The organism is Bacillus cereus group sp. Bce041, from assembly GCF_052646455.1.
This window is the reverse complement of sequence record NZ_JBQXON010000005.1, coordinates 468,257-486,561: the sequence shown is the minus strand read 5'-3', so window position 1 is coordinate 486,561 and position 18,305 is coordinate 468,257. Positions and strand designations below refer to the sequence as shown.

Genomic DNA, 18,305 nt, shown 5'->3' with positions numbered 1-18,305 from the left:
ATATGCCAAAGAAAAAGGCATTATCACAAGCATGTCTCGTACAGGAAACTGCCATGATAATGCCCTCATAGAATCCTTTCATTCTCATTTGAAATCCGAAGGATTCTATGCGCAAAATATAAAACAATCGAATAATGATAGTATAATACAAACTGTGGATGAATACATCCACTACTATAATAATGAACGGATTCAGAGAAGATTAGATAATATGTCACCTATAGCTTATAGGAAACATGTTATCTAGGTGTTTTTTCTTTGTCTCACCAAATGGGGTCAGACCATCTATGATTTTACAGAGAGAATAGCGTTTTTTATTTTTAAGGAGTATCTTTTTATATGCCTATAGAATGGAGTGAAAGGTTTATGGGTTTAAATGTACCTACTATTACCTTAGGTTCTAATGCGTCTAATAATGAAAAAATTCTCGGTTTAGGGGTGCTTCTTTATAGCTTACGTACAATTGAGATTAGAAAAAGTAGAGCGAGCGCTTAATGAGGCGGAAGTAGTGTTTATATGCGAAACTTTATAGAAATCTCATTTTTCTAATTGTATCTTTTTAGATTGATGGATGTGGGGTCACGTCCATCAATCTAAGAAAACAAGTTAGCTAAAAAATGATGAAAATAAACTTTATAGAAATAAAAAATATGAACGTAGAGGATTAAACAAAGTATATAGTGCTTTTTTAGTCATGTAATCTTTTAATTTGATGATCTTTTCCCCATTCAAACAGATCATTCATTATTTGCATTAAAGATTTTCCGTATTCACTTATGGTGTACTCAACCTTTGGTGGTACTTCTTGATATACGGTACGATAGATAATCCCATCAGCTTCAAGTTGCCGAAGTTGTTGTGTAAGAACCTTTTGTGTAATGTTTGGGATTTCTCGTTTAATTTCATTTGTTCGCATTTTCCCATCCGACAAAATACATAAAATATGAACTTTCCATTTTCCACCGATTACATCGAGTGTTGTTGCAATTGGGCAATCATCATTTTGATTCATATAACACCTCCAAAGGTACTTCAAGGTTCCTATAGTACCTGAAAGTACGTACTTTTCAATTATATGTAACTCATTCATACTAATACGTAAAGGATTGATTAATTTATAAAGGGGCTGGAAAATGATGAGAACACTTGTAATTGTAGCACACCCTCATATTGAAAAATCAAAAATTAATAAAAGATGGATAGAAGAACTTGAGAAACATTCAGATGAAATTACGGTGCATGAATTATATAAGGTGGCACCAAATTGGGAGTTTAATATTGAACAAGAGCAAAAGTTATTAGTAGAACATGACAGATATATATTTCAATTTCCGCTTTACTGGTACAGCTCACCACCATTATTAAAAAAATGGTTCGATGATGTATTAACATATGGATTTGCGTACGGATCACAAGGAGATAAAGTGAAGGGGAAAGAATTTGGTGTAGCTATTTCTATAGGTGGATTAGAAAAAGACTATGAAAATAGTGGGATTACAATGGATGAGTTGACGAAACCATTCCAAGCTACATGCCTATATACAGGTATGGAATTTATACCTTCCTTTTATTTATATGGTGCAGAATATAAACTAAGTGATGAAGAGATTGATAAAAGTGCACCTGAGTATGTGCAATATGTAATGAACAAGAAGTATTCTAATATATAATGAAAAATAGCCATTTACTTGTGAAGTAAATGGCTATTTTATATTCTTCTTATATTCACTAAGTGTAATCTTTAGTAAATTAATAGTTAATCTGGTAAAATAAAAAACCTAACATATATAAAGGGGAGTTTTACTTGAGAACGATGCGACAATTATTACAAAAGAGAGCAATGCAGTCACCAAATTTGGAAGCGCTTGTAGGAGGGAAGAAAAGATATTCGTTTCAGCAATATAATGAACGAGTAAATCAGCTTGCACATTATTTGTTACATAATGGTGTGCAAAGAGGAGATCGTATAGGAATACTATGCAAAAATAATCACCCATTTCCAAGCGTTATGATGGCAAGTTTAAAAATTGGAGCGGTATTTATTCCGCTAAATCATCAGCTTACTGTATATGAATTAGAAACAATTGTAAAAGAAGCGAAATTAAAAGTGTTAGTTATTGATGAAGAATTTAGTGAAGTGTTATTAAATGTTGATGCTGTTAAAGAAATTCCTTATGTAATTCAAACGACAAAAGAAGGTTTTGGTTCATTTGAATTAGAGCTGCAAAAACAGCCAACGACAGAACCGAACGTAGAAGTTCATGAAGAAGACGACGCCATTTACTTATTTACTTCAGGAACGACTGGACAGGCGAAAGCATGTGTAATTGGACATAAAAACTTACATCACTATTTTGCTGAAATTGCGGGACAAAGAGAAATCCCAGCAGGTGAACGCTTTTTATCTGTGCATCCATTGTTCCATATGAGTGGCGTGCTTTCTATTTTAAATTGTATTTATCATGGCGTTACGATGATTTTCTTAGCTGATTCGAATCCTGCTATTATTTGGGATAAGATTGAAGAAGAGAAAATTACTACGATGCTTGCGTTCCCTGCTGTTTATAGTTACATGCTTGATGAATTAAATAAAAAAGAACGTAATATTTCAACCTTTAAAGTAGCACAAAGCGGTGGTACAAAAGTGCCAGAAACACTCATTCAAAAATATATGGAAAAAGGAATCTATATGGTGCAAGGTTATGGTAGTACAGAAGGTTGGGTTGTAACCTCATGGCATCCAATGATGGGAAAAGAAAAGATGTCTTCTGTAGGAAAAACCTTGAAAAATGTAGAGGTGAAAATTGTTCATCCGGAAACAGGACATGAACTAACAACAAATGAAGTTGGAGAGATTCATGTGAAAAGTCCATACATGTTTAAAGGGTATTGGAATAATGAAAAGGCGACAAAGAAGGTAGTAAAAGATAACTGGTTTAACATGGGCGATGCTGGCATGATAGATGATGATGGATTCCTGCATATTATGGGAAGATATAAAGACGTTATTATACGCGGTGGTGACAACGTATATCCAGATCAAGTAGAAGATGTTATTCATGAAATACATGGTGTTTTAGAAGTTGCAGTAGTTGGAGTTCCAGATGACTTTTGGGGAGAGGTTCCAAGAGCTTACATTGTGAAGGATGGTGAAACAACATTAACAGAAGAAAGTATTATTCAGTATTGTAAGGAGAAGTTAGCAAGTTATAAAATACCAGAAGTAGTATTCATAGACGAGTTACCGAAAAACGCTTTAGGAAAAGTGTTGAAGAGGGAATTACGAGATGCGGTTCTTGTGAAATAGAAAATTATAAAACGATGGAGAACCCAGTTATGTATAAGGCATGACTGGGTTTTTATGTATCAAAAACATAATGATTTACTAGATTTTGTATTTTGTGTAAGATAATAAAGAATATTCAAAAAATAATTGAGGGAAGAGATATAAATGAAGCTACCTCTATTACAGGTAGAGACAGAGAGACTGATGATCCGTCCGTTCCAAAATGATGATTATGAAAGTTGGTTAGATCAATTTTCTTATTGATTATAAAAATAAAGAAATGGACAAATAAGGGGAAAGAAAATGAAGACTATAAACGTATTTCATTACGACGCATTTACGAATAAACCAAATAAGGGAAATCCAGCAGGTATTGTATTAGAAGCAGATGGATTAACGGAAGAGGAAATGCAAATTATTGCTGAAAAAGTTGGATATAACGAAACAACTTTTGTTCTTTCCTCAGAAGTAGGAGATATAAGAATGCGCTATTTTACACCTGGTTTTGAAATGGATTTATGTGGTCATGGGACAGTAGGGACGATATATGCCTTGCGCGAAAAAGGTTTATTAGAAGAGAAAAGTAACCTTACGATTGAAACGAAGGCAGGGATTTTACCGATACAAATAGGTGTAAATGAAAATGGAGAAACCTTTATTAAAATGAGGCAGACAGCACCTCAGTTTAAAGATTTTGCAGGTTCAAAAGAAGAATTAGCTCATAGTATCGGTTTAGAAGTAAATGATTTAGATGTAAGTTTACCGATAGTATATGGAAGTACAGGAAACTGGACTGTAATTGTGCCGATTAAAAATCTAGATGCGTGTGAGAGAATGAAACCTAATAATGCTGCATTTCCATCGGTATTAAAAGAAATACCTAATGCTTCTATTCACCCAATATGTCTAGAAACTTATGATGAACTAGCACAAATGCATGGCCGTCATTTCTCGTCAGCTTATGCTGGGACGATTGAAGATCCAGTGACAGGAACAGCTTCAGGTGTAATGGGAGCGTATTATGCGGAGTATTTAGAGAAAGATTTTGAACATGAATTGGGTTTAATCGTTGAGCAAGGACAGGAAATAAATAAAGATGGCCGTGTAACTGTTTATGTAACGAAAGGGATAGAAAACGAAAAGTTACAAATAGATATTGCTGGAACAGCGGTGTATGTGAAAGAGTTTGAAGTTTCAATATAAAAAAAGAAAGCCCGGCATACATCCGGACTTTCACTATCTGTTCAATACTTCAATATACGAAGCATTTCCAGTTGTTCTTAAAGCGGAGCGGAAATTATTATTTTCTAACGCCACAGCAACTTGTTGTAATTGCTGTGCATCATCATGATGGATAAGTAAGCTGTCAGCACCGCTTTCTTCTATATGAATATGTTCGACGTTTCCAATGGCATCATGTACAGCTTTTAAAAATTCAGGTTTCATGGTGTCCTCCTATATGTATGTAACGTTTTTATTTAGTATTTCCTTATTTTTGAAATATAAAAGTAAATGAAAGGAGAAATAAAATGAATATAAAGCAGTTTAACGAACATATAACATCACTATTTGGAGAGCATCTTCATAAATACGGCGATGATGAATATGGTTTTACTCATATAAGTAAAGATGAATTTCACAAAATCGGTTACACAACAAATTTAACGTTAGAAACTATTGAAGAAGCGTATAGAAATGGAGTCGATATGATAGTTACACATCATGCGCCGTGGAGTTTTTTATTTGGTATGGAAGAGGCTTGTATTGAGAAATTGAAGCAATATGAAATGAATCATTTTTGGGTTCATTTGCCGTTAGATTTTGTAAAGTTTGGCACATGTACATCGTTATTTAACGGAATTGGGATAGATACAATACTGGAATATTCCACGTATGAGGAAGAAGAACTACCGGGAATAGGAGAATATAAAGAAGCGATTCCTTTTTCAAACTTAGTTGGAAAACTTGAAGAAAGAATGGAAGAGAAAGTGAAGAGCTGGAGAAATCACGATAAACCAGTAAAACGGATTGCGATTTTAACCGGTGCAGGAAACAATACAAATTTGATTGAACGTGCATTAGAAAAAGGGTGTGACACGTACATAACAGGTGAAAAAACATTATATACAGTGCAACATGCGAAATTTAAAGGGATTAATTTAATTGTAGGCAGTCATACGTTTACAGAAGTGTTTGGTGTAGAAAGTTTGGCTCATAAGTTAAAAGAAAGAGATAATTCAATAGAAATTACTAGATTAAATGAAGAACATTTGGAGTGAAGAAATTACATCGCATTACCATCAATGGAATGAACTATATGATGGAATATTGAAAGACGCAGTTGCAATGAGATAAAATTATCTTTTGTTATATTAAGATTTTTAGGAGGAATTCCCTTATGTTTGTCAAATAATAGTAAAGTTGTCTTTTGAATTAAGGGAATATTCGGAGTTAAAGGGTGAGAGAATGGATATTTCAATAATCACTGCACAACTAGTTAAGGAGAAAGTGATTTCACATTATCCAAATAGTGTAAAAGTGTTAAACGGGGGAACAACAAGTACTATATATTTGTTAGATGAACAATACGTTGTAAAGTTGAATGAATCGGATGTCATACGTGAAGAAGCTTATTTTCTTCAGTTTTATAAAAAGGATGAATTATTTCCAAAGCTTTTTTATAAGGAACCTTTAAATCGCTATATTGTTTACTCATTCCTTGAGGGCACAACTTTTTGCAAACTAGGCCATAAACGGAGCGTTCTTTGTAAACTTGTAAAGGAAGTTATCAATAAGTATGAAGTAGCTACAGAGATTGATGGCTGGGGATGGAAAGAAAACCTAGTTCAATCTTGGAATGAATTTTTAACGACAAATGTGATGGAAGCTCATGAAAATGTAAGACGTTACATAAGTGAGGAAGCGTATAGAACGGTTTTTAAGTTAGCAAATAGTCCAAGTAGGGGGACTGGAATAAATCAGCCATTTTTATTGCATGGTGATCTTGGATTTCATAATTTTATATTTCAAGAGAATAAACTGCACGGTGTAATTGATCCTTTACCAGTGTTAGGAGATTCTATATATGATTTAATTTATGCGTTCTGTTCAACTCCGGAAGATTTAACAAAAGAAACGATTGGTTATGCGATGAAACAATGTGTATTTCATAAAAATGACCGTGATTTATATGAAGAGATAGTCATAGGATTATATTTGCGTATAGATACATGTTTACGGCACCACCCGAAAGATTTAGAAGATTATTTAGCAGCTTGGCGTTATTGGATGGGTGAGGTTGAGGTGACTTTATAGTACAAATATTTTTAGGGGAGATGGTGAGATGAATGTTGTAGAAGCGAAAAAGGATTTACTGTAATTCCATTATCGGTTACATTTGTCTATTTACTTACTTTTATAAGTTTATTAATTGAACATAAAAAAGCAGCTTAATAAAAATTTAGGGATAGGGGAAATTATGATGAAAAATTTCGTTTGTACAACGTGTGGCGTGCAGTATGCAGCGAGTGTAGAAGAACCAGTGAGTTGTCATATTTGTGATGAAGAAAGGCAGTATGTGAATCCGAAAGGGCAGTCTTGGACGACTTTAGAAAATTTGCAAACAGATGATACATATAAAAATGAAATAATTAAAGAGGAAAATGGACTTTATAGTATTACGACAAAACCAGGATTTGCGATCGGTCAAACGGCATTTGTAGTGAAAACAGAGTCATATCGTTTACTGTGGGACTGTATTACGTATTTAGATGAAACGACAATTACGAAAATAAAAGAGCTTGGCGGATTAGATGCGGTTGCATTGTCTCATCCTCATTATTATTCAACGCAAGTAGAATGGGCAGAGACATTTGATGTACCAATTTATATACATGAAGATGATAAAGAGTGGGTGATGCGTCCGAGTAGTCGTATTATTTATTGGTCTGGTGAGTCTTTACAATTAGCTGATGGATTAGTCATTCATCGTTTAGGGGGACATTTTAAAGGTGGATCTGTCTTACATTGGGAAGAAGGTAATGACGGAAAAGGAATTTTGTTAACAGGTGATATTATTCAAGTTGTAGCAGATGAGCGGTGGGTAAGCTTCATGTACAGCTATCCAAACTTAATTCCACTACCAGCGAGAAAAGTGGAAGAAATGGTGAATCGAGTGAAGCCGTTACAGTTTAATCGTTTATACAACGCTTTTCATCGAGTAGTAAAAGAAAATGCAAATGAGGCAGTTGAACGTTCTGCTGACAGATATATAAAAGCAATAGAAGGAAAGTTGTTTCATACGTAAAAGGAGAGTAGCTTAATGAAAAAGTTAGTATGTTTTGGAGATAGTATTACAGCTGATGAAACGTTTTATGATGGAATGCCGAGATTAACACCACGTTTGCAAGAGATGTTTCCGAACTGGAAAGTAGTGAATGCAGGTGTTCCAGGTGATAATACATTCGATGCGTTAAATAGGATTGAAGAAGATGTAATATTATATAAACCAGATTTCGTAACAGTTTTTCTTGGTACGAATGATGCAGTTTCTTTTTCTCAAGTGTCATTACAAGCATATAAAGAAAACTTAGAGAAGATTGTGAACCAAGTTTCATCAGATAAAGTACTACTGATTAGTCCTGCACCAGTTGATGAAGAAAGACAGCATAATAGAACAAATAGAGTGCTTAGTCAGTATGCAGACGTGGTGGAGAAAGTGGCGAAAGAAACAGGAAGCTATTTTCTAAATTTGTATGCTGAAATGATTCAAGAACTGAATTATAAAAGGTTTGTAGAAAATGATGAAAAAGATGGATTACACTTTGGTCCAGAAGGTTATGAGTATCTAGCGAAGTTAATTGGTGAAAAGTTAAAAGGGATTTTATAAAAAAAGCAAAGCGATATCGCTTTGCTTTTTCGTATTTCTTTCGTAGTCCATAAACTTATTGATTGCTGTAATTTGGACAGATATTTTGCATTTTTATCCCGCATTAACTGCCCGTAAATGCCCGATTGGTGAGGGCTAATAATCAGTGGGGGATGAACAAAAAAAACCTGATTAAAGTTTCACTTTATGTGGGTAAAAGGCTAGTGCTGTTTTAAAGTAATATAAATTTATTTTTAAAAATTTATATTTCGTAGTTGAAAATTAATAGAGGTGTAACTATAATAGTTACAGTAAGTTTATTATTTTGAAATGTCCACATTGAATTACAAGAATGAAGGGAGTTTTTATGTAAATCAAAAAGCTATAAAAATCTATTAATTTTTATAATAAGATAAAATGCTTTTCAGTTCATACACATTATTAAATATGTTATTTCTAATAGAAAACTAGAGGTGGAAAAATGAAAAAATTTAAAGGTATGTTAATATCATCACTTGCAATTACAACTTTTGCTGGGGTAGGTACGACATTTGTAACAAATACAGTATATGCTGCTAATGACGATTCTAGTAAAATACAAGTTCGTTCTAATAAGAGTATAAACACAACAACTGGCTCGAGATTGCCTGTATTATCAGTCAATCCTTATGATGAACCTAGATTTTCAAGACAGGGATATCTTGAAGAGGCACCTTTAGGAATTAATGCTCCTTATGCTTGGGGAATTAAAGGAGGAAATGGCCAGGGAGCAACTTTTGTAGATTTGGAAGAAGGCTGGTTACTAAATCATGAAGATTTAGTCGGTCAAAATATTGAATTTATGTCTGGAAAAATGAGTAATGATCTTTCTCACGGTACTTCAGTTCTAGGTGTTGTTTCGGCAGCTGACAATGGGATTGGGAATATTGGGATTGCACCAAAAGCAAAGGCAAAAGTAATTTCAGTGATCCGAGATAATGGGAGAATCGATGTAAGAGATGCTATTTTAAGTGCCGTAGATTCTTTACAGGCTGGAGATGTTTTATTAATAGAAGAATCCTTTAAATATGATGGATATGGAGATGACCCTTTACCAGTAGAAGTATACCCGAGTATATTTAACGCAATTCGCAAAGGTACAGATAAAGGCATTATTATTGTAGAAGCAGCTGGTAATGGTGGGATTGATTTAGATGAATTTAAAGACCGTAATGGTAAGCAGATTTTAAATCGAAATAGTCCAGACTTTAAAGATTCAGGAGCTATTATAGTTGGAGCATCTACAGCAAGAGTTCCTCATAAACGTTTAGCTTTCTCTAACTATGGTAGTAGAATTGATGTATATGGTTGGGGAGAGTATGTTGATACATTAGATACATATCAAAATCAAAATAGTAAAGGACAAAAAGTTACAGATCAGAACATAATTAATCGTTATACTTCTAATTTCCGTGGTACTTCTAGCGCTTCGCCTATAATTGCTGGGGCTGCTGTATCGATTCAAGGGGTTGCTAAAGAACATTTAGGTAAGGCATATACACCAAAAGAATTGAGAGCAATTTTAAGTAATCCTAATACAGGCACAAAGTCTAATAACCCATCATCTGATAAAATAGGGGTTTTACCAGATTTAAAAGCAATTTTGTCTAACCTTGGATTTCATAGTGATTTGACTACCAATGATCCTATGGTATTTCCAGATAACGTAGAAAAAAATGAAGGAAAAGAAAATTCAACTTTCGTATTTCCAGGTGAAGAAACAAAAAGAACAGGTGATAAAAATTCAACTGTAACCTTCCCAGTAGAAGATTTAAAACAGGAGGAAAAAGAAGAGGGATTAATTGTTTTTCCTGATTAATAAAAAAATACTACCTTCCATTTGGAGGTAGTATTTTTTATTTCTTGTCAATAACAAGCAGGCATGAAATTTGTATTAGTTTATCTTTCATAATGAATTTAACTAAAAAAATCGAATATTTGACTGTTAATTTACTTTTTCGTCTCAATTTATTACATGAATTAATCTAGAAATGCTTGCTGTAATGCTTTCAGTCCATCGCTGTAAATACCATGAAACAGATTTATTGCCTCTTCATCACTAACCTCAACAGGAGTGAATGTACCAGACCACTCTACTAACGATGTGTTACTTTCAGTACCTTCTTTCACCTGGATTGTAGATAGATAATTAGTGACTGGGAATGGTGCATTCATGATTGAATACGTGTAGTAGCGTTCTTTATCATTGAATACTTCTAAGCGTTCTATAATTGTATCGCCATCTGGATTAGCTAGATGACGTACACGACCGCCTTCAGTTAATTTACTGCTAGGTATATAAGGTAACCAGTCTGGAAGGGAGTTGAAACCTCCGATTAATTGCCATACTTGTTCAGGTGAACCGAAAATTTCCATAGATGTAGTAGTATGTGCCATGTTCATTACGCTCCTTTTTATCTCGATATTTGCGAGCAAATAATCAGTGGGGATGACCCCACTGATTAAGGTTTCAAATTATTTTACGTTGATTGGTAGTGGTGCATTAGGTGCTACTAGTTTTTGTTCGCGCATTTCTTCCCAGAATGCTGCTGGAATTACTGTATTTAAGGCGTTTTGGTCTTCTACAATTCGTTCCGGTTTACTTGCCCCAGGAACAACGGCAGCAACTGCTGGATTTGCTAGTGAAAATTGTAATGCAGCAGCTTTGATGCTGATTTCGTGACGATCTGCAAGAGCTTTGATTTTCTCAACTTTTGCAATAATTTCTGGCGATGCTTTTTGATATTCGAAGTGAGCGCCGCCAGCAAGAATACCTGAGCTATATGGGCCACCAACAACAATATCCATATTATGCTTTACAGATGCAGGCATTACTCGTTGCAATGCACGTTCGTGGTCTAATAATGAATAGCGACCAGCTAATAAGGATATATTTGGTTTCGCTTCTTCTAAATCAAGCATAAGTTCAATTGATTCTACTTTGTTTACTCCAAGCCCCCAGCCTTTAATGACTCCTTCTTCACGTAAACGTGTTAGCGCACGGAATGCTCCTGTTCGAGCAATTTCAAATTGTGAAATCCACGCATCACCATAAAAGTCTTGTGCTAAATCATGAATGAAAACAAAGTCTAGACGATCTGTTTTTAAACGTTTCAAACTTTGCTCGATAGAACGAAGTGTTGCATCTGCGCTATAGTCATTGATCATTTTATTTTTGCGACCAAATTCGAAAAGCCCGCCTTTTTCACCTAAATCACGTGCAGATGGATCTTCTAATTCATCCGAAATAGTTCGACCTACTTTCGTACTTAAAAAGTAATCATCACGATTTCTTTTTGATAGTGCTTCACCAAGACGAATCTCCGCTAAGCCAGATCCATAAAGTGGAGCTGTATCAAAGTAACGAACGCCATTCTCCCAAGCAGCATCCACTGTAGCGATTGCTTCTTCCTCTGGGATATTACGGTACATATTTCCTAGTGGTGCTGTACCAAACCCGATTTTTTCTTTTAGTAATTTACTCATTATAGATATCCTCCTAAAATGTATTTGAAAATTATTTATTCATTGTGAATGGATGTGAAAATGAAAACATGTCATTTTATCGTCTGACAAAATGTATGAGAAAAATACTCACTTTAAAGTAAAGGTACTAACAGGTAATTTCTAACACTGCATGACTCACTCAACTCTTACAAATGCTATTATGAAATGTATTTTACATAATGAAAAGTACGTACTTTAAAGTGATATAGATACTAAAAAGTAATACAGGTACTTTTTGGTGCCGTACTACTCATCTGCTGTTTACGTATGCTATTATGAAACATGTTTAACAGGGTAAAAAGTACGTACTTTAAGGTGCTATAGATACTTAAAAGTAATATTTAAATATTTTAGCTTATTTGTCTTATAAAATTATTAAAGGAGATTTTTATATGAAAACATACAATATTCCTGTAGAGGCAACTTTAGAGGTTATCGGTGGAAAGTGGAAAGTAGTTATCCTTTGTCATTTAAAGAAAGACAAAAAGAGAACGTGCGAATTAAAACAATTAATGTCTGGTATTACACAAAAGATGTTAACGCAACAATTACGTGAATTAGAAGAAGATGGTGTAATCGAGAGAAAAGTGTATAACCAAGTGCCACCAAAAGTAGAATACTCTTTAACTGATTACGGTCATTCTTTAGATTCTATACTCGATACTCTTTGTAACTGGGGAGAAAATCATCTTGAAAAGAATGGTAACACGTCTATGCTTATAACCGCAGTTGAATAAAGAAAGAAAAAACGAACGAGAATACGTTCGTTTTTTCTTTTTGTATAGAGGGAGATTTTTAAGCAGCATAATTACTTTTTTGTAATATAGGTACTTTTTTGTGCTGTAGGAACTAAAATGTGCCGTATAGAAAATTATTTGTTTTTACGTAACAATAGAGAAGAAATTTAGAAAAAAGGAGGGAGATCGTGTGAAACAATACAATATACCGATAGAAGCAACTTTAGAAATTATCGGGGGAAAGTGGAAAGTCGTCATTTTATGTCACTTAACGAAAGGAACAAAGCGAACGAGCGAGTTGCAGCGTCTAATTCCTGAAATTTCTGTTAGAATGTTGACGCAACAATTACGTGAGCTAGAAGATGATGGTGTGATTACACGTGAAATCTATAAAGAAATTCCACCCCGAGTAGAATACTCCTTAACTGATTATGGGTGGTCTTTGCAAAATGTATTAAATCAATTGACCGTATGGGGAGAACGATGCATAGATAGAAAAAACACAGAAGTTAAGTGAAATCTCTATATGTAATATTGAAAACACCACCTAATGACGAGGTGGTGTTTTTCGTTTTAAAACTTTAGAAAGTTGTTATGATGAAAAGTAAAATTTTTGAGGACCTGTTTCAGTCATGGGTACTTAAAAGTGCCTACATCACTTTAAAGTACGTACTATGCTTCATAATATAACCGTTTTATAATGACACTCGTAGCAAGAAGTCAGTACAATAACGATTTTAAGCTATGTTCAAAAAGACTTATTAACTAGTATAGTTTTTTGTTCAATTTTTTAGTAGGAGATGTTTTTATGGTTGAAGAACTTTTTTATAAAAAAATACTCAAAAATCTGTTTTCAGATCCAGTTCAAATTACACTTTGGAATGGAGAAACAATCCAATATGGCGAAGGGGAACCTCAATTTCACATAACATTCCATAAGCCACTTTCAAAAAAAGAAATCGCTAAGGATCCTTCTATTGCATTCGGTGAAGCATATATGAATGGGGATCTTGAAATAGAGGGTAACCTTGAAAAAGCAATTCAATCTATTTATAAAAGGCAGGATAGCTTTTTAGGTGATAGTAAGTTGCAATATTTCAAAAGTAAATGGAATTTCTCAAAACAAAAAAATAAAGATGATATTGCTCATCATTATGATATTGGGAACGATTTCTATAAATTATGGCTTGATGAAACAATGACATATTCTTGTGCATATTTCCAAAATGAGCAAGATTCTTTAACGACAGCGCAGCATAATAAAGTGAATCATATTTTGAAAAAGTTGAACCTTCAAAAAGGTGATACGCTATTAGACATCGGTTGTGGGTGGGGTGAACTCATTACAGCTGCCGCTAAACAGTACGGTGTGAAAGCGATGGGAGTAACGTTAAGTGAGGAACAATATGCTAAGACTTCTGAGCGAATTAAACAAGAGGGACTTACGGATTTAGTTGAAGTATCTTTACTTGATTACCGCGATATTAAGAATCATAAATTTGATAAAATTGTTAGTGTAGGTATGATCGAACATGTAGGAAAAGACAACATTACGCAATACTTTGAAACAGTTAACAAATTATTAAATGATGGCGGGATTTCTCTGCTGCATTGCATTACTTCTCCGGCTAATGGTGGTGCTACGAATGGTTGGATTGAAAAATATATATTCCCTGGTGGGTATGTTCCTGCTGTGAACGAATTAATCACGAACATGACAAACGAACAATTTTTTATTGTGGATGTAGAAAGCTTACGTAGACATTACGGAAAAACATTACAACATTGGGCTCGAAATTTTGAAAACGTACTAGAGGAAGTTCGTAAAACGAAAGATGAGCGATTTATCCGCATGTGGCGTTTATATTTAAATGCATGTGCAGCTTCGTTCTTTACAGGTAATATTGATTTACATCAATTTGTATTTACAAAAGGGATTAATGATACAATTCCGATGACACGTTCGTATATGTATGAATAAGAGCATGTAACCAAGTAGCTCTCAAGTCATTGAGTATAAATAAAATGATGATAGGATATAAGTCTATAACGTAAAGTCGAGATGGGAATCAGAAAATGATTTCTATCTCGACTTTTTAGTATATAATTTTAAAATTAAAACTATATACTTTTAAAGAAAAAATATATAATAAATGTAGAAACGAAAATTTATGAGCAAGGAAGTTGAAGAACATGACATTAACAATGGGCTTTATTGGATTTGGAAAATCAGCTAACCGTTATCACCTACCTTATCTAAAGACACGTAATAATATAAAAGTAAAAACGATTTTTGTACGTCAAATAAATGAAGAATTAGCGGCTCCATATGAGGAAAGAGGTGTTTACTTCACTACTGATTTGGACGAATTGTTGAATGACAAAGAAATTCAAGTCGTGACGATCTGTACGCCAGCACATACGCATTATGAATTAGCAAAAAAAGTTATACTAGCCGGAAAATCAGTTATCGTTGAAAAACCATTTTGCGATACAGTAGAACACGCCAAAGAATTATTAGCATTAGGACGAGAGAAAGGTGTAGTCGTTATGCCTTATCAAAACCGCCGTTTTGATGGTGATTTTTTAGCTGTGAAGCAAGTAATTGAACAAGGATTCCTTGGTGATATTATTGAGATTGAATCACATATTGATTATTTCCGTCCTAGTTCAATCACTCATGAAGCTCCAAAAGAAGAAGGTTCATTTTACAGTTTAGGTATTCATACGATGGACCGCATGATTTCACTATTCGGCCGTCCAAATACAGTGACATACGATATTCGTAATAATGAAGTGGAAGGTGCGGTTGATAACTATTTCGATGTTGGTCTACATTATGGAAATCAGTTGAAGATTAAGCTGAAAACGAACCATATCGTAGCAAAAGATTATCCACGCTTTATCGTTCATGGAACAAATGGCTCTTTTATTAAATACGGTGAAGATCAGCAGGAAAATGATTTGAAAGCGGGTATTATGCCTGAGAGTGCAGGATTTGGTGAAGATTCGCCGATGTATTATGGAATTGCTAAGTATCGTAATGCAAATGGTGACTGGATTGAAAAACAAATTAAACCGCCGCTTGGTGATTACGGTCGTTTCTATGATGCAGCGTATGACACAATTGTAAATGGTGCACCAAAACTTGTGAAAGATGAAGAAGCAGTAACGAATATTGAAATCTTGGAAAACGGATTTGCTGCCCCATCACCTTCAGTTTACAAACTTGAGGCTTTACATTTGAATGAATAGAAGAGAGTTTGCAGTATAAAGGAGGTATGGAAATGGCAAGCGGATCAACACAAGTAAAATACCTCGGCATTTATCAAAAGATTAAACAGCAAATTTTAGACGGTGAATATAAAATCAACGAAAAAATTCCGAGTAGCTCCGTCCTTGCTGAAGAATTCGATGTTTCAGCACTTACGATTAAAAAAGCGCTGGATCTATTAGTAAGAGACGGCTACATTATCCGTCGGCGCGGAAGTGGAACAGTGGTACAAGATTGGCATCAGCAGGAAAAGGCACGAATGATTCAAACTTTAACAGGTACGAAAGCTGTTTACGGTAGTGAGGTAGAAAGTAAAATTATCGAGTTTGCGATTGTAGGTGCTGATGAAGTAGTTGCTGAGAAATTGGGAGTTTCAATTGGTGATTTCGTCTATAAAATCATTCGCCTCCGCATCATTCACAGCATTCCGACGATTATGGAGCATACATGGATGCCAATTTCGGTTATCCCAGGTGTTGAAGCTTCTGTTTTAGAGGAGTCGATATACTCACATATTCAAAATAAACTTGGTCTTGAAGTAGGGACATCTGTTGTCAGGGTTAAAGGGATTCGCCCAGATGATAGGGAAAAGCAGTTTATGAACTTAACAAATCAGGATTTCCTAATGCGAGTTGAGCAAGTAGCTTACTTAACGGATGGACGAACTTTTGAATATTCTTATGCAGATCATCTACCGGAAACCTTTGAGTTTGAAACAGTCATTACGGCAAAAAAATTATAAAGAGACATAAAATAGGTTGAGGCAAGCATTGTCTCAACCTATTTTATGTCTTCTACAGTTATGATTCATCTGCTGTAATCAGCATGGATGTGTTCCCGGTTTTTTCAAGATGAACTTCTCCACAGGAACAGAGGGAATCGAGTATAGCTCCTAAAGACGAACCGTAATCCGTTAAAGAATACTCTACTTTTGGTGGTACTTGGTCATATACTTTCCTTTGGATTACACCATCTTCTTCTAGTTCCCGTAATTGTTGCGTTAACATTTTTTGCGTAATACCAGGCATTAAACGTTTTAATTCACTCGTTCTTTTTGTTCCTTTTTTTAAATGACAAAGGATAACAACTTTCCACTTTCCGCCAATAACTTCTAAAGTCGCTTCTACAGGAATATTGTATGTCTTCATAAAAAAAACTCCTTTGATGAATTTAGATTACAGTTGTGAGCCTACATCCGTTGCAATACTAAAATTATTTCTTTTTAGTACCTATAACACTTTAAAGTGCGTACTATTTATTGTGCTAAATATCGGTCATAATAACCGATGTAAGAGAGAAATAAGCAGAACGGCACTTAAAAATGCATATGTTACTTTTTAGTACCTATAACACTTTAAAGTACGTACTTTTTATTAGGATGAATATAATCCATAATAGCACTTGTAAGCAAGAAATGCGTGAAATGTGCTTTGAAGGAGCCATCATGCTATGGGGAGTTTTACATGAGAATAATTTGTTGTGTTATTAAAATTAATCCAAGACTTAACAGTTGATTAATTGAACTGTAAAGTTTAAAATTACAGTAAGATTTTTAAAAGTGAGTTGTTAACGTCTGTAAAATGTAGCATGAATAATAGAGATAAATGAAACATTGCTGAATAATTAACATTATGTGAATTTGATTCTAAACTGTAATTTTTTTTAATACATTTCAATAAGCGATATTTAAAATGTACGTTTAATAACATTAAAGGAGTGAGTTAAATATGGTAATTCTATATACAACAGCAAGCTGTGCTTCATGCCGAAAAGCGAAAGCATGGCTTGAAGAGCATCAAATTGATTATATTGAAAAAAACATCGTATCAAATTCTATGACAGTTGATGAGCTTAAATCGATTCTTCGTTTAACTGAAGAGGGGGCTACTGAAATTATTTCAACTAGATCCAAAACTTTTCAGGACTTAAATATAAATATTGATGAGCTCTCGCTAAATGAACTTTATACATTAATAATTGAGCATCCACTAATGTTGCGTCGCCCGATTATGCTGGACGAAAAAAGATTGCAAATTGGTTTTAACGAAGAAGAAATTCGCAAATTTTTACCACGTAGTGTCCGAACATTTTTAAACATTGAACTGCAAAAGTTGGCTAATTAATAAGTAATAGTATGAAAGAGAAATTTTTTGAAAGGAGGAAACTGAAGGTGATAGAAGTATGCGTTACAGTTAATTATAAAGATAGAAACTATCAAACAAATGTCATTGTGAACAAAGATACGATTTGGACAAAAATTGAACAGTTGGCAGAAGAACAAGTGAAGAAACAGTGGGGTTTTTAAACTTAATTATTTAAAAAAATGAAGTTATATGCTAGAGATTATAACTAAATTCAAAATTTTTCAGGTATTAAATATAAATAAGAAATTTTCTTGAAAGGAGGAAGCAGAAGATGATTGAAGTATGTGTTACAGTTAATTATAATGATAGAAATTATCAAACAAATGTTATTGTGAGTAAAGATACGATTTGGACAAAAATTGAACAGTTGGCAGAAGAACAAGTGAAGAAACAGTGGAGTGTTTAATTTTCTTTTTAACTTAAAAAGCTAAATGAAGTTATCAGATATAGG

22 protein-coding genes and 3 pseudogenes are annotated in these 18,305 nt (G+C 34.1%); 20 read left to right on the top strand and 5 right to left on the bottom strand.

The window, feature by feature from the left end; genetic code table 11:
• Both ACUN13_RS19300 and ACUN13_RS19295 read left to right on the top strand, forming a co-directional pair.
• On the top strand, nucleotides 1-247 hold a 247-nt coding region (locus tag ACUN13_RS19300; RefSeq protein ID WP_445423913.1), incomplete at its 5' end, for an IS3 family transposase.
• Between the two features lie 92 nt (nucleotides 248-339).
• On the top strand, nucleotides 340-495 hold the full coding sequence (locus ACUN13_RS19295; protein WP_001121201.1) for a hypothetical protein: 156 nt from the start codon (nucleotides 340-342) through the stop codon (nucleotides 493-495).
• Between the two features lie 193 nt (nucleotides 496-688).
• On the opposite strand, the gene ACUN13_RS19290 is transcribed toward ACUN13_RS19295, so the two are convergent.
• Nucleotides 689-1,012 carry a winged helix-turn-helix transcriptional regulator gene (locus ACUN13_RS19290; protein ID WP_001072958.1) on the bottom strand — a complete coding sequence of 108 codons (324 nt, stop codon included), beginning with the start codon at nucleotides 1,010-1,012 and terminating at the stop codon, nucleotides 689-691.
• Between the two features lie 124 nt (nucleotides 1,013-1,136).
• Between ACUN13_RS19290 and ACUN13_RS19285 the strand changes: the two genes are divergently transcribed.
• From ACUN13_RS19285 to ACUN13_RS19270, 4 genes and pseudogenes are all read left to right on the top strand, one after another.
• On the top strand, nucleotides 1,137-1,670 hold the full coding sequence (locus ACUN13_RS19285) for an NAD(P)H-dependent oxidoreductase (protein ID WP_002164479.1): 534 nt from the start codon (nucleotides 1,137-1,139) through the stop codon (nucleotides 1,668-1,670).
• A 143-nt stretch (nucleotides 1,671-1,813) separates the two neighbouring features.
• Nucleotides 1,814-3,307 (top strand): class I adenylate-forming enzyme family protein, encoded by a 1,494-nt coding sequence (locus ACUN13_RS19280; RefSeq protein WP_080016875.1) that lies wholly within the window; start codon nucleotides 1,814-1,816, stop codon nucleotides 3,305-3,307.
• Between the two features lie 144 nt (nucleotides 3,308-3,451).
• Nucleotides 3,452-3,544 (top strand): annotated as a pseudogene (locus ACUN13_RS19275) (GNAT family N-acetyltransferase); the annotation flags it as partial.
• 45 nt (nucleotides 3,545-3,589) lie between these two features.
• On the top strand, nucleotides 3,590-4,489 hold the full coding sequence (locus tag ACUN13_RS19270; protein ID WP_000849323.1) for a PhzF family phenazine biosynthesis isomerase: 900 nt from the start codon (nucleotides 3,590-3,592) through the stop codon (nucleotides 4,487-4,489).
• A 33-nt stretch (nucleotides 4,490-4,522) separates the two neighbouring features.
• Here the strand turns inward: ACUN13_RS19270 and ACUN13_RS19265 are convergent, their stop codons facing one another.
• Nucleotides 4,523-4,732, bottom strand: coding sequence for a hypothetical protein (locus tag ACUN13_RS19265; protein WP_000801655.1), 210 nt, complete (start codon nucleotides 4,730-4,732; stop codon nucleotides 4,523-4,525).
• An 83-nt stretch (nucleotides 4,733-4,815) separates the two neighbouring features.
• Between ACUN13_RS19265 and ACUN13_RS19260 the strand changes: the two genes are divergently transcribed.
• The 6 genes and pseudogenes from ACUN13_RS19260 (at nucleotide 4,816) to ACUN13_RS19235 (ending at nucleotide 10,011) form a co-directional block, all read left to right on the top strand.
• Nucleotides 4,816-5,565, top strand: coding sequence for a Nif3-like dinuclear metal center hexameric protein (locus ACUN13_RS19260; protein WP_001022442.1), 750 nt, complete (start codon nucleotides 4,816-4,818; stop codon nucleotides 5,563-5,565).
• Between the two features lie 187 nt (nucleotides 5,566-5,752).
• Nucleotides 5,753-6,601, top strand: coding sequence for an aminoglycoside phosphotransferase (locus tag ACUN13_RS19255; protein WP_002164480.1), 849 nt, complete (start codon nucleotides 5,753-5,755; stop codon nucleotides 6,599-6,601).
• 42 nt (nucleotides 6,602-6,643) lie between these two features.
• A pseudogene (locus ACUN13_RS19250) lies at nucleotides 6,644-6,739 on the top strand (DUF7010 family protein); the annotation flags it as partial.
• Between the two features lie 25 nt (nucleotides 6,740-6,764).
• The gene (locus ACUN13_RS19245; RefSeq protein WP_002182907.1) at nucleotides 6,765-7,592 is read left to right on the top strand and encodes an MBL fold metallo-hydrolase; all 828 of its coding nucleotides are present in this window, start codon (nucleotides 6,765-6,767) and stop codon (nucleotides 7,590-7,592) included.
• Between the two features lie 15 nt (nucleotides 7,593-7,607).
• Nucleotides 7,608-8,174, top strand: a complete 567-nt coding sequence (locus tag ACUN13_RS19240) for an SGNH/GDSL hydrolase family protein (protein ID WP_000737390.1) — start codon at nucleotides 7,608-7,610, stop codon at nucleotides 8,172-8,174.
• Between the two features lie 460 nt (nucleotides 8,175-8,634).
• Nucleotides 8,635-10,011, top strand: coding sequence for a S8 family peptidase (locus ACUN13_RS19235; RefSeq protein ID WP_445423912.1), 1,377 nt, complete (start codon nucleotides 8,635-8,637; stop codon nucleotides 10,009-10,011).
• A 161-nt stretch (nucleotides 10,012-10,172) separates the two neighbouring features.
• On the opposite strand, the gene ACUN13_RS19230 is transcribed toward ACUN13_RS19235, so the two are convergent.
• On the bottom strand, nucleotides 10,173-10,589 hold the full coding sequence (locus ACUN13_RS19230; RefSeq protein ID WP_000951521.1) for an SRPBCC family protein: 417 nt from the start codon (nucleotides 10,587-10,589) through the stop codon (nucleotides 10,173-10,175).
• A 78-nt stretch (nucleotides 10,590-10,667) separates the two neighbouring features.
• Nucleotides 10,668-11,678: an aldo/keto reductase gene (locus tag ACUN13_RS19225; protein ID WP_000040527.1), complete on the bottom strand. Its 1,011-nt coding sequence runs from the start codon at nucleotides 11,676-11,678 to the stop codon at nucleotides 10,668-10,670.
• A gap of 413 nt (nucleotides 11,679-12,091) precedes the next feature.
• On the opposite strand from ACUN13_RS19225, the gene ACUN13_RS19220 reads away from it, so the two are divergent.
• From ACUN13_RS19220 to ACUN13_RS19200, 5 genes and pseudogenes are all read left to right on the top strand, one after another.
• Nucleotides 12,092-12,436, top strand: a complete 345-nt coding sequence (locus ACUN13_RS19220; RefSeq protein WP_000860821.1) for a winged helix-turn-helix transcriptional regulator — start codon at nucleotides 12,092-12,094, stop codon at nucleotides 12,434-12,436.
• Between the two features lie 190 nt (nucleotides 12,437-12,626).
• Nucleotides 12,627-12,953 carry a winged helix-turn-helix transcriptional regulator gene (locus ACUN13_RS19215; protein WP_000816335.1) on the top strand — a complete coding sequence of 109 codons (327 nt, stop codon included), beginning with the start codon at nucleotides 12,627-12,629 and terminating at the stop codon, nucleotides 12,951-12,953.
• 291 nt (nucleotides 12,954-13,244) lie between these two features.
• A complete protein-coding gene (locus ACUN13_RS19210; RefSeq protein WP_000229037.1) occupies nucleotides 13,245-14,417 on the top strand; it encodes a cyclopropane-fatty-acyl-phospholipid synthase in 1,173 nt (390 codons plus the stop codon).
• Nucleotides 14,418-14,629: 212 nt separating this feature from the next.
• Nucleotides 14,630-15,691 (top strand): oxidoreductase, encoded by a 1,062-nt coding sequence (locus ACUN13_RS19205; protein ID WP_445423911.1) that lies wholly within the window; start codon nucleotides 14,630-14,632, stop codon nucleotides 15,689-15,691.
• 32 nt (nucleotides 15,692-15,723) lie between these two features.
• Nucleotides 15,724-16,462 (top strand): annotated as a pseudogene (locus ACUN13_RS19200) (GntR family transcriptional regulator).
• Nucleotides 16,463-16,510: 48 nt separating this feature from the next.
• Here ACUN13_RS19200 and ACUN13_RS19195 read toward each other — a convergent pair.
• Nucleotides 16,511-16,858, bottom strand: a complete 348-nt coding sequence (locus ACUN13_RS19195) for a winged helix-turn-helix transcriptional regulator (protein WP_445423910.1) — start codon at nucleotides 16,856-16,858, stop codon at nucleotides 16,511-16,513.
• 579 nt (nucleotides 16,859-17,437) lie between these two features.
• Here ACUN13_RS19195 and spxA point away from each other — a divergent pair.
• The 3 genes from spxA to ACUN13_RS19180 all read left to right on the top strand — a co-directional run bounded on the left by spxA (nucleotide 17,438) and on the right by ACUN13_RS19180 (nucleotide 18,260).
• Complete coding sequence (gene spxA / locus ACUN13_RS19190; protein ID WP_445423909.1) at nucleotides 17,438-17,833, top strand: transcriptional regulator SpxA; 396 nt, start codon at nucleotides 17,438-17,440, stop codon at nucleotides 17,831-17,833.
• Between the two features lie 47 nt (nucleotides 17,834-17,880).
• On the top strand, nucleotides 17,881-18,015 hold the full coding sequence (locus ACUN13_RS19185; protein ID WP_000573515.1) for a BA3454 family stress response protein: 135 nt from the start codon (nucleotides 17,881-17,883) through the stop codon (nucleotides 18,013-18,015).
• A gap of 110 nt (nucleotides 18,016-18,125) precedes the next feature.
• The gene (locus tag ACUN13_RS19180) at nucleotides 18,126-18,260 is read left to right on the top strand and encodes a BA3454 family stress response protein (RefSeq protein WP_000573530.1); all 135 of its coding nucleotides are present in this window, start codon (nucleotides 18,126-18,128) and stop codon (nucleotides 18,258-18,260) included.
• Nucleotides 18,261-18,305 lie beyond the last annotated feature (45 nt).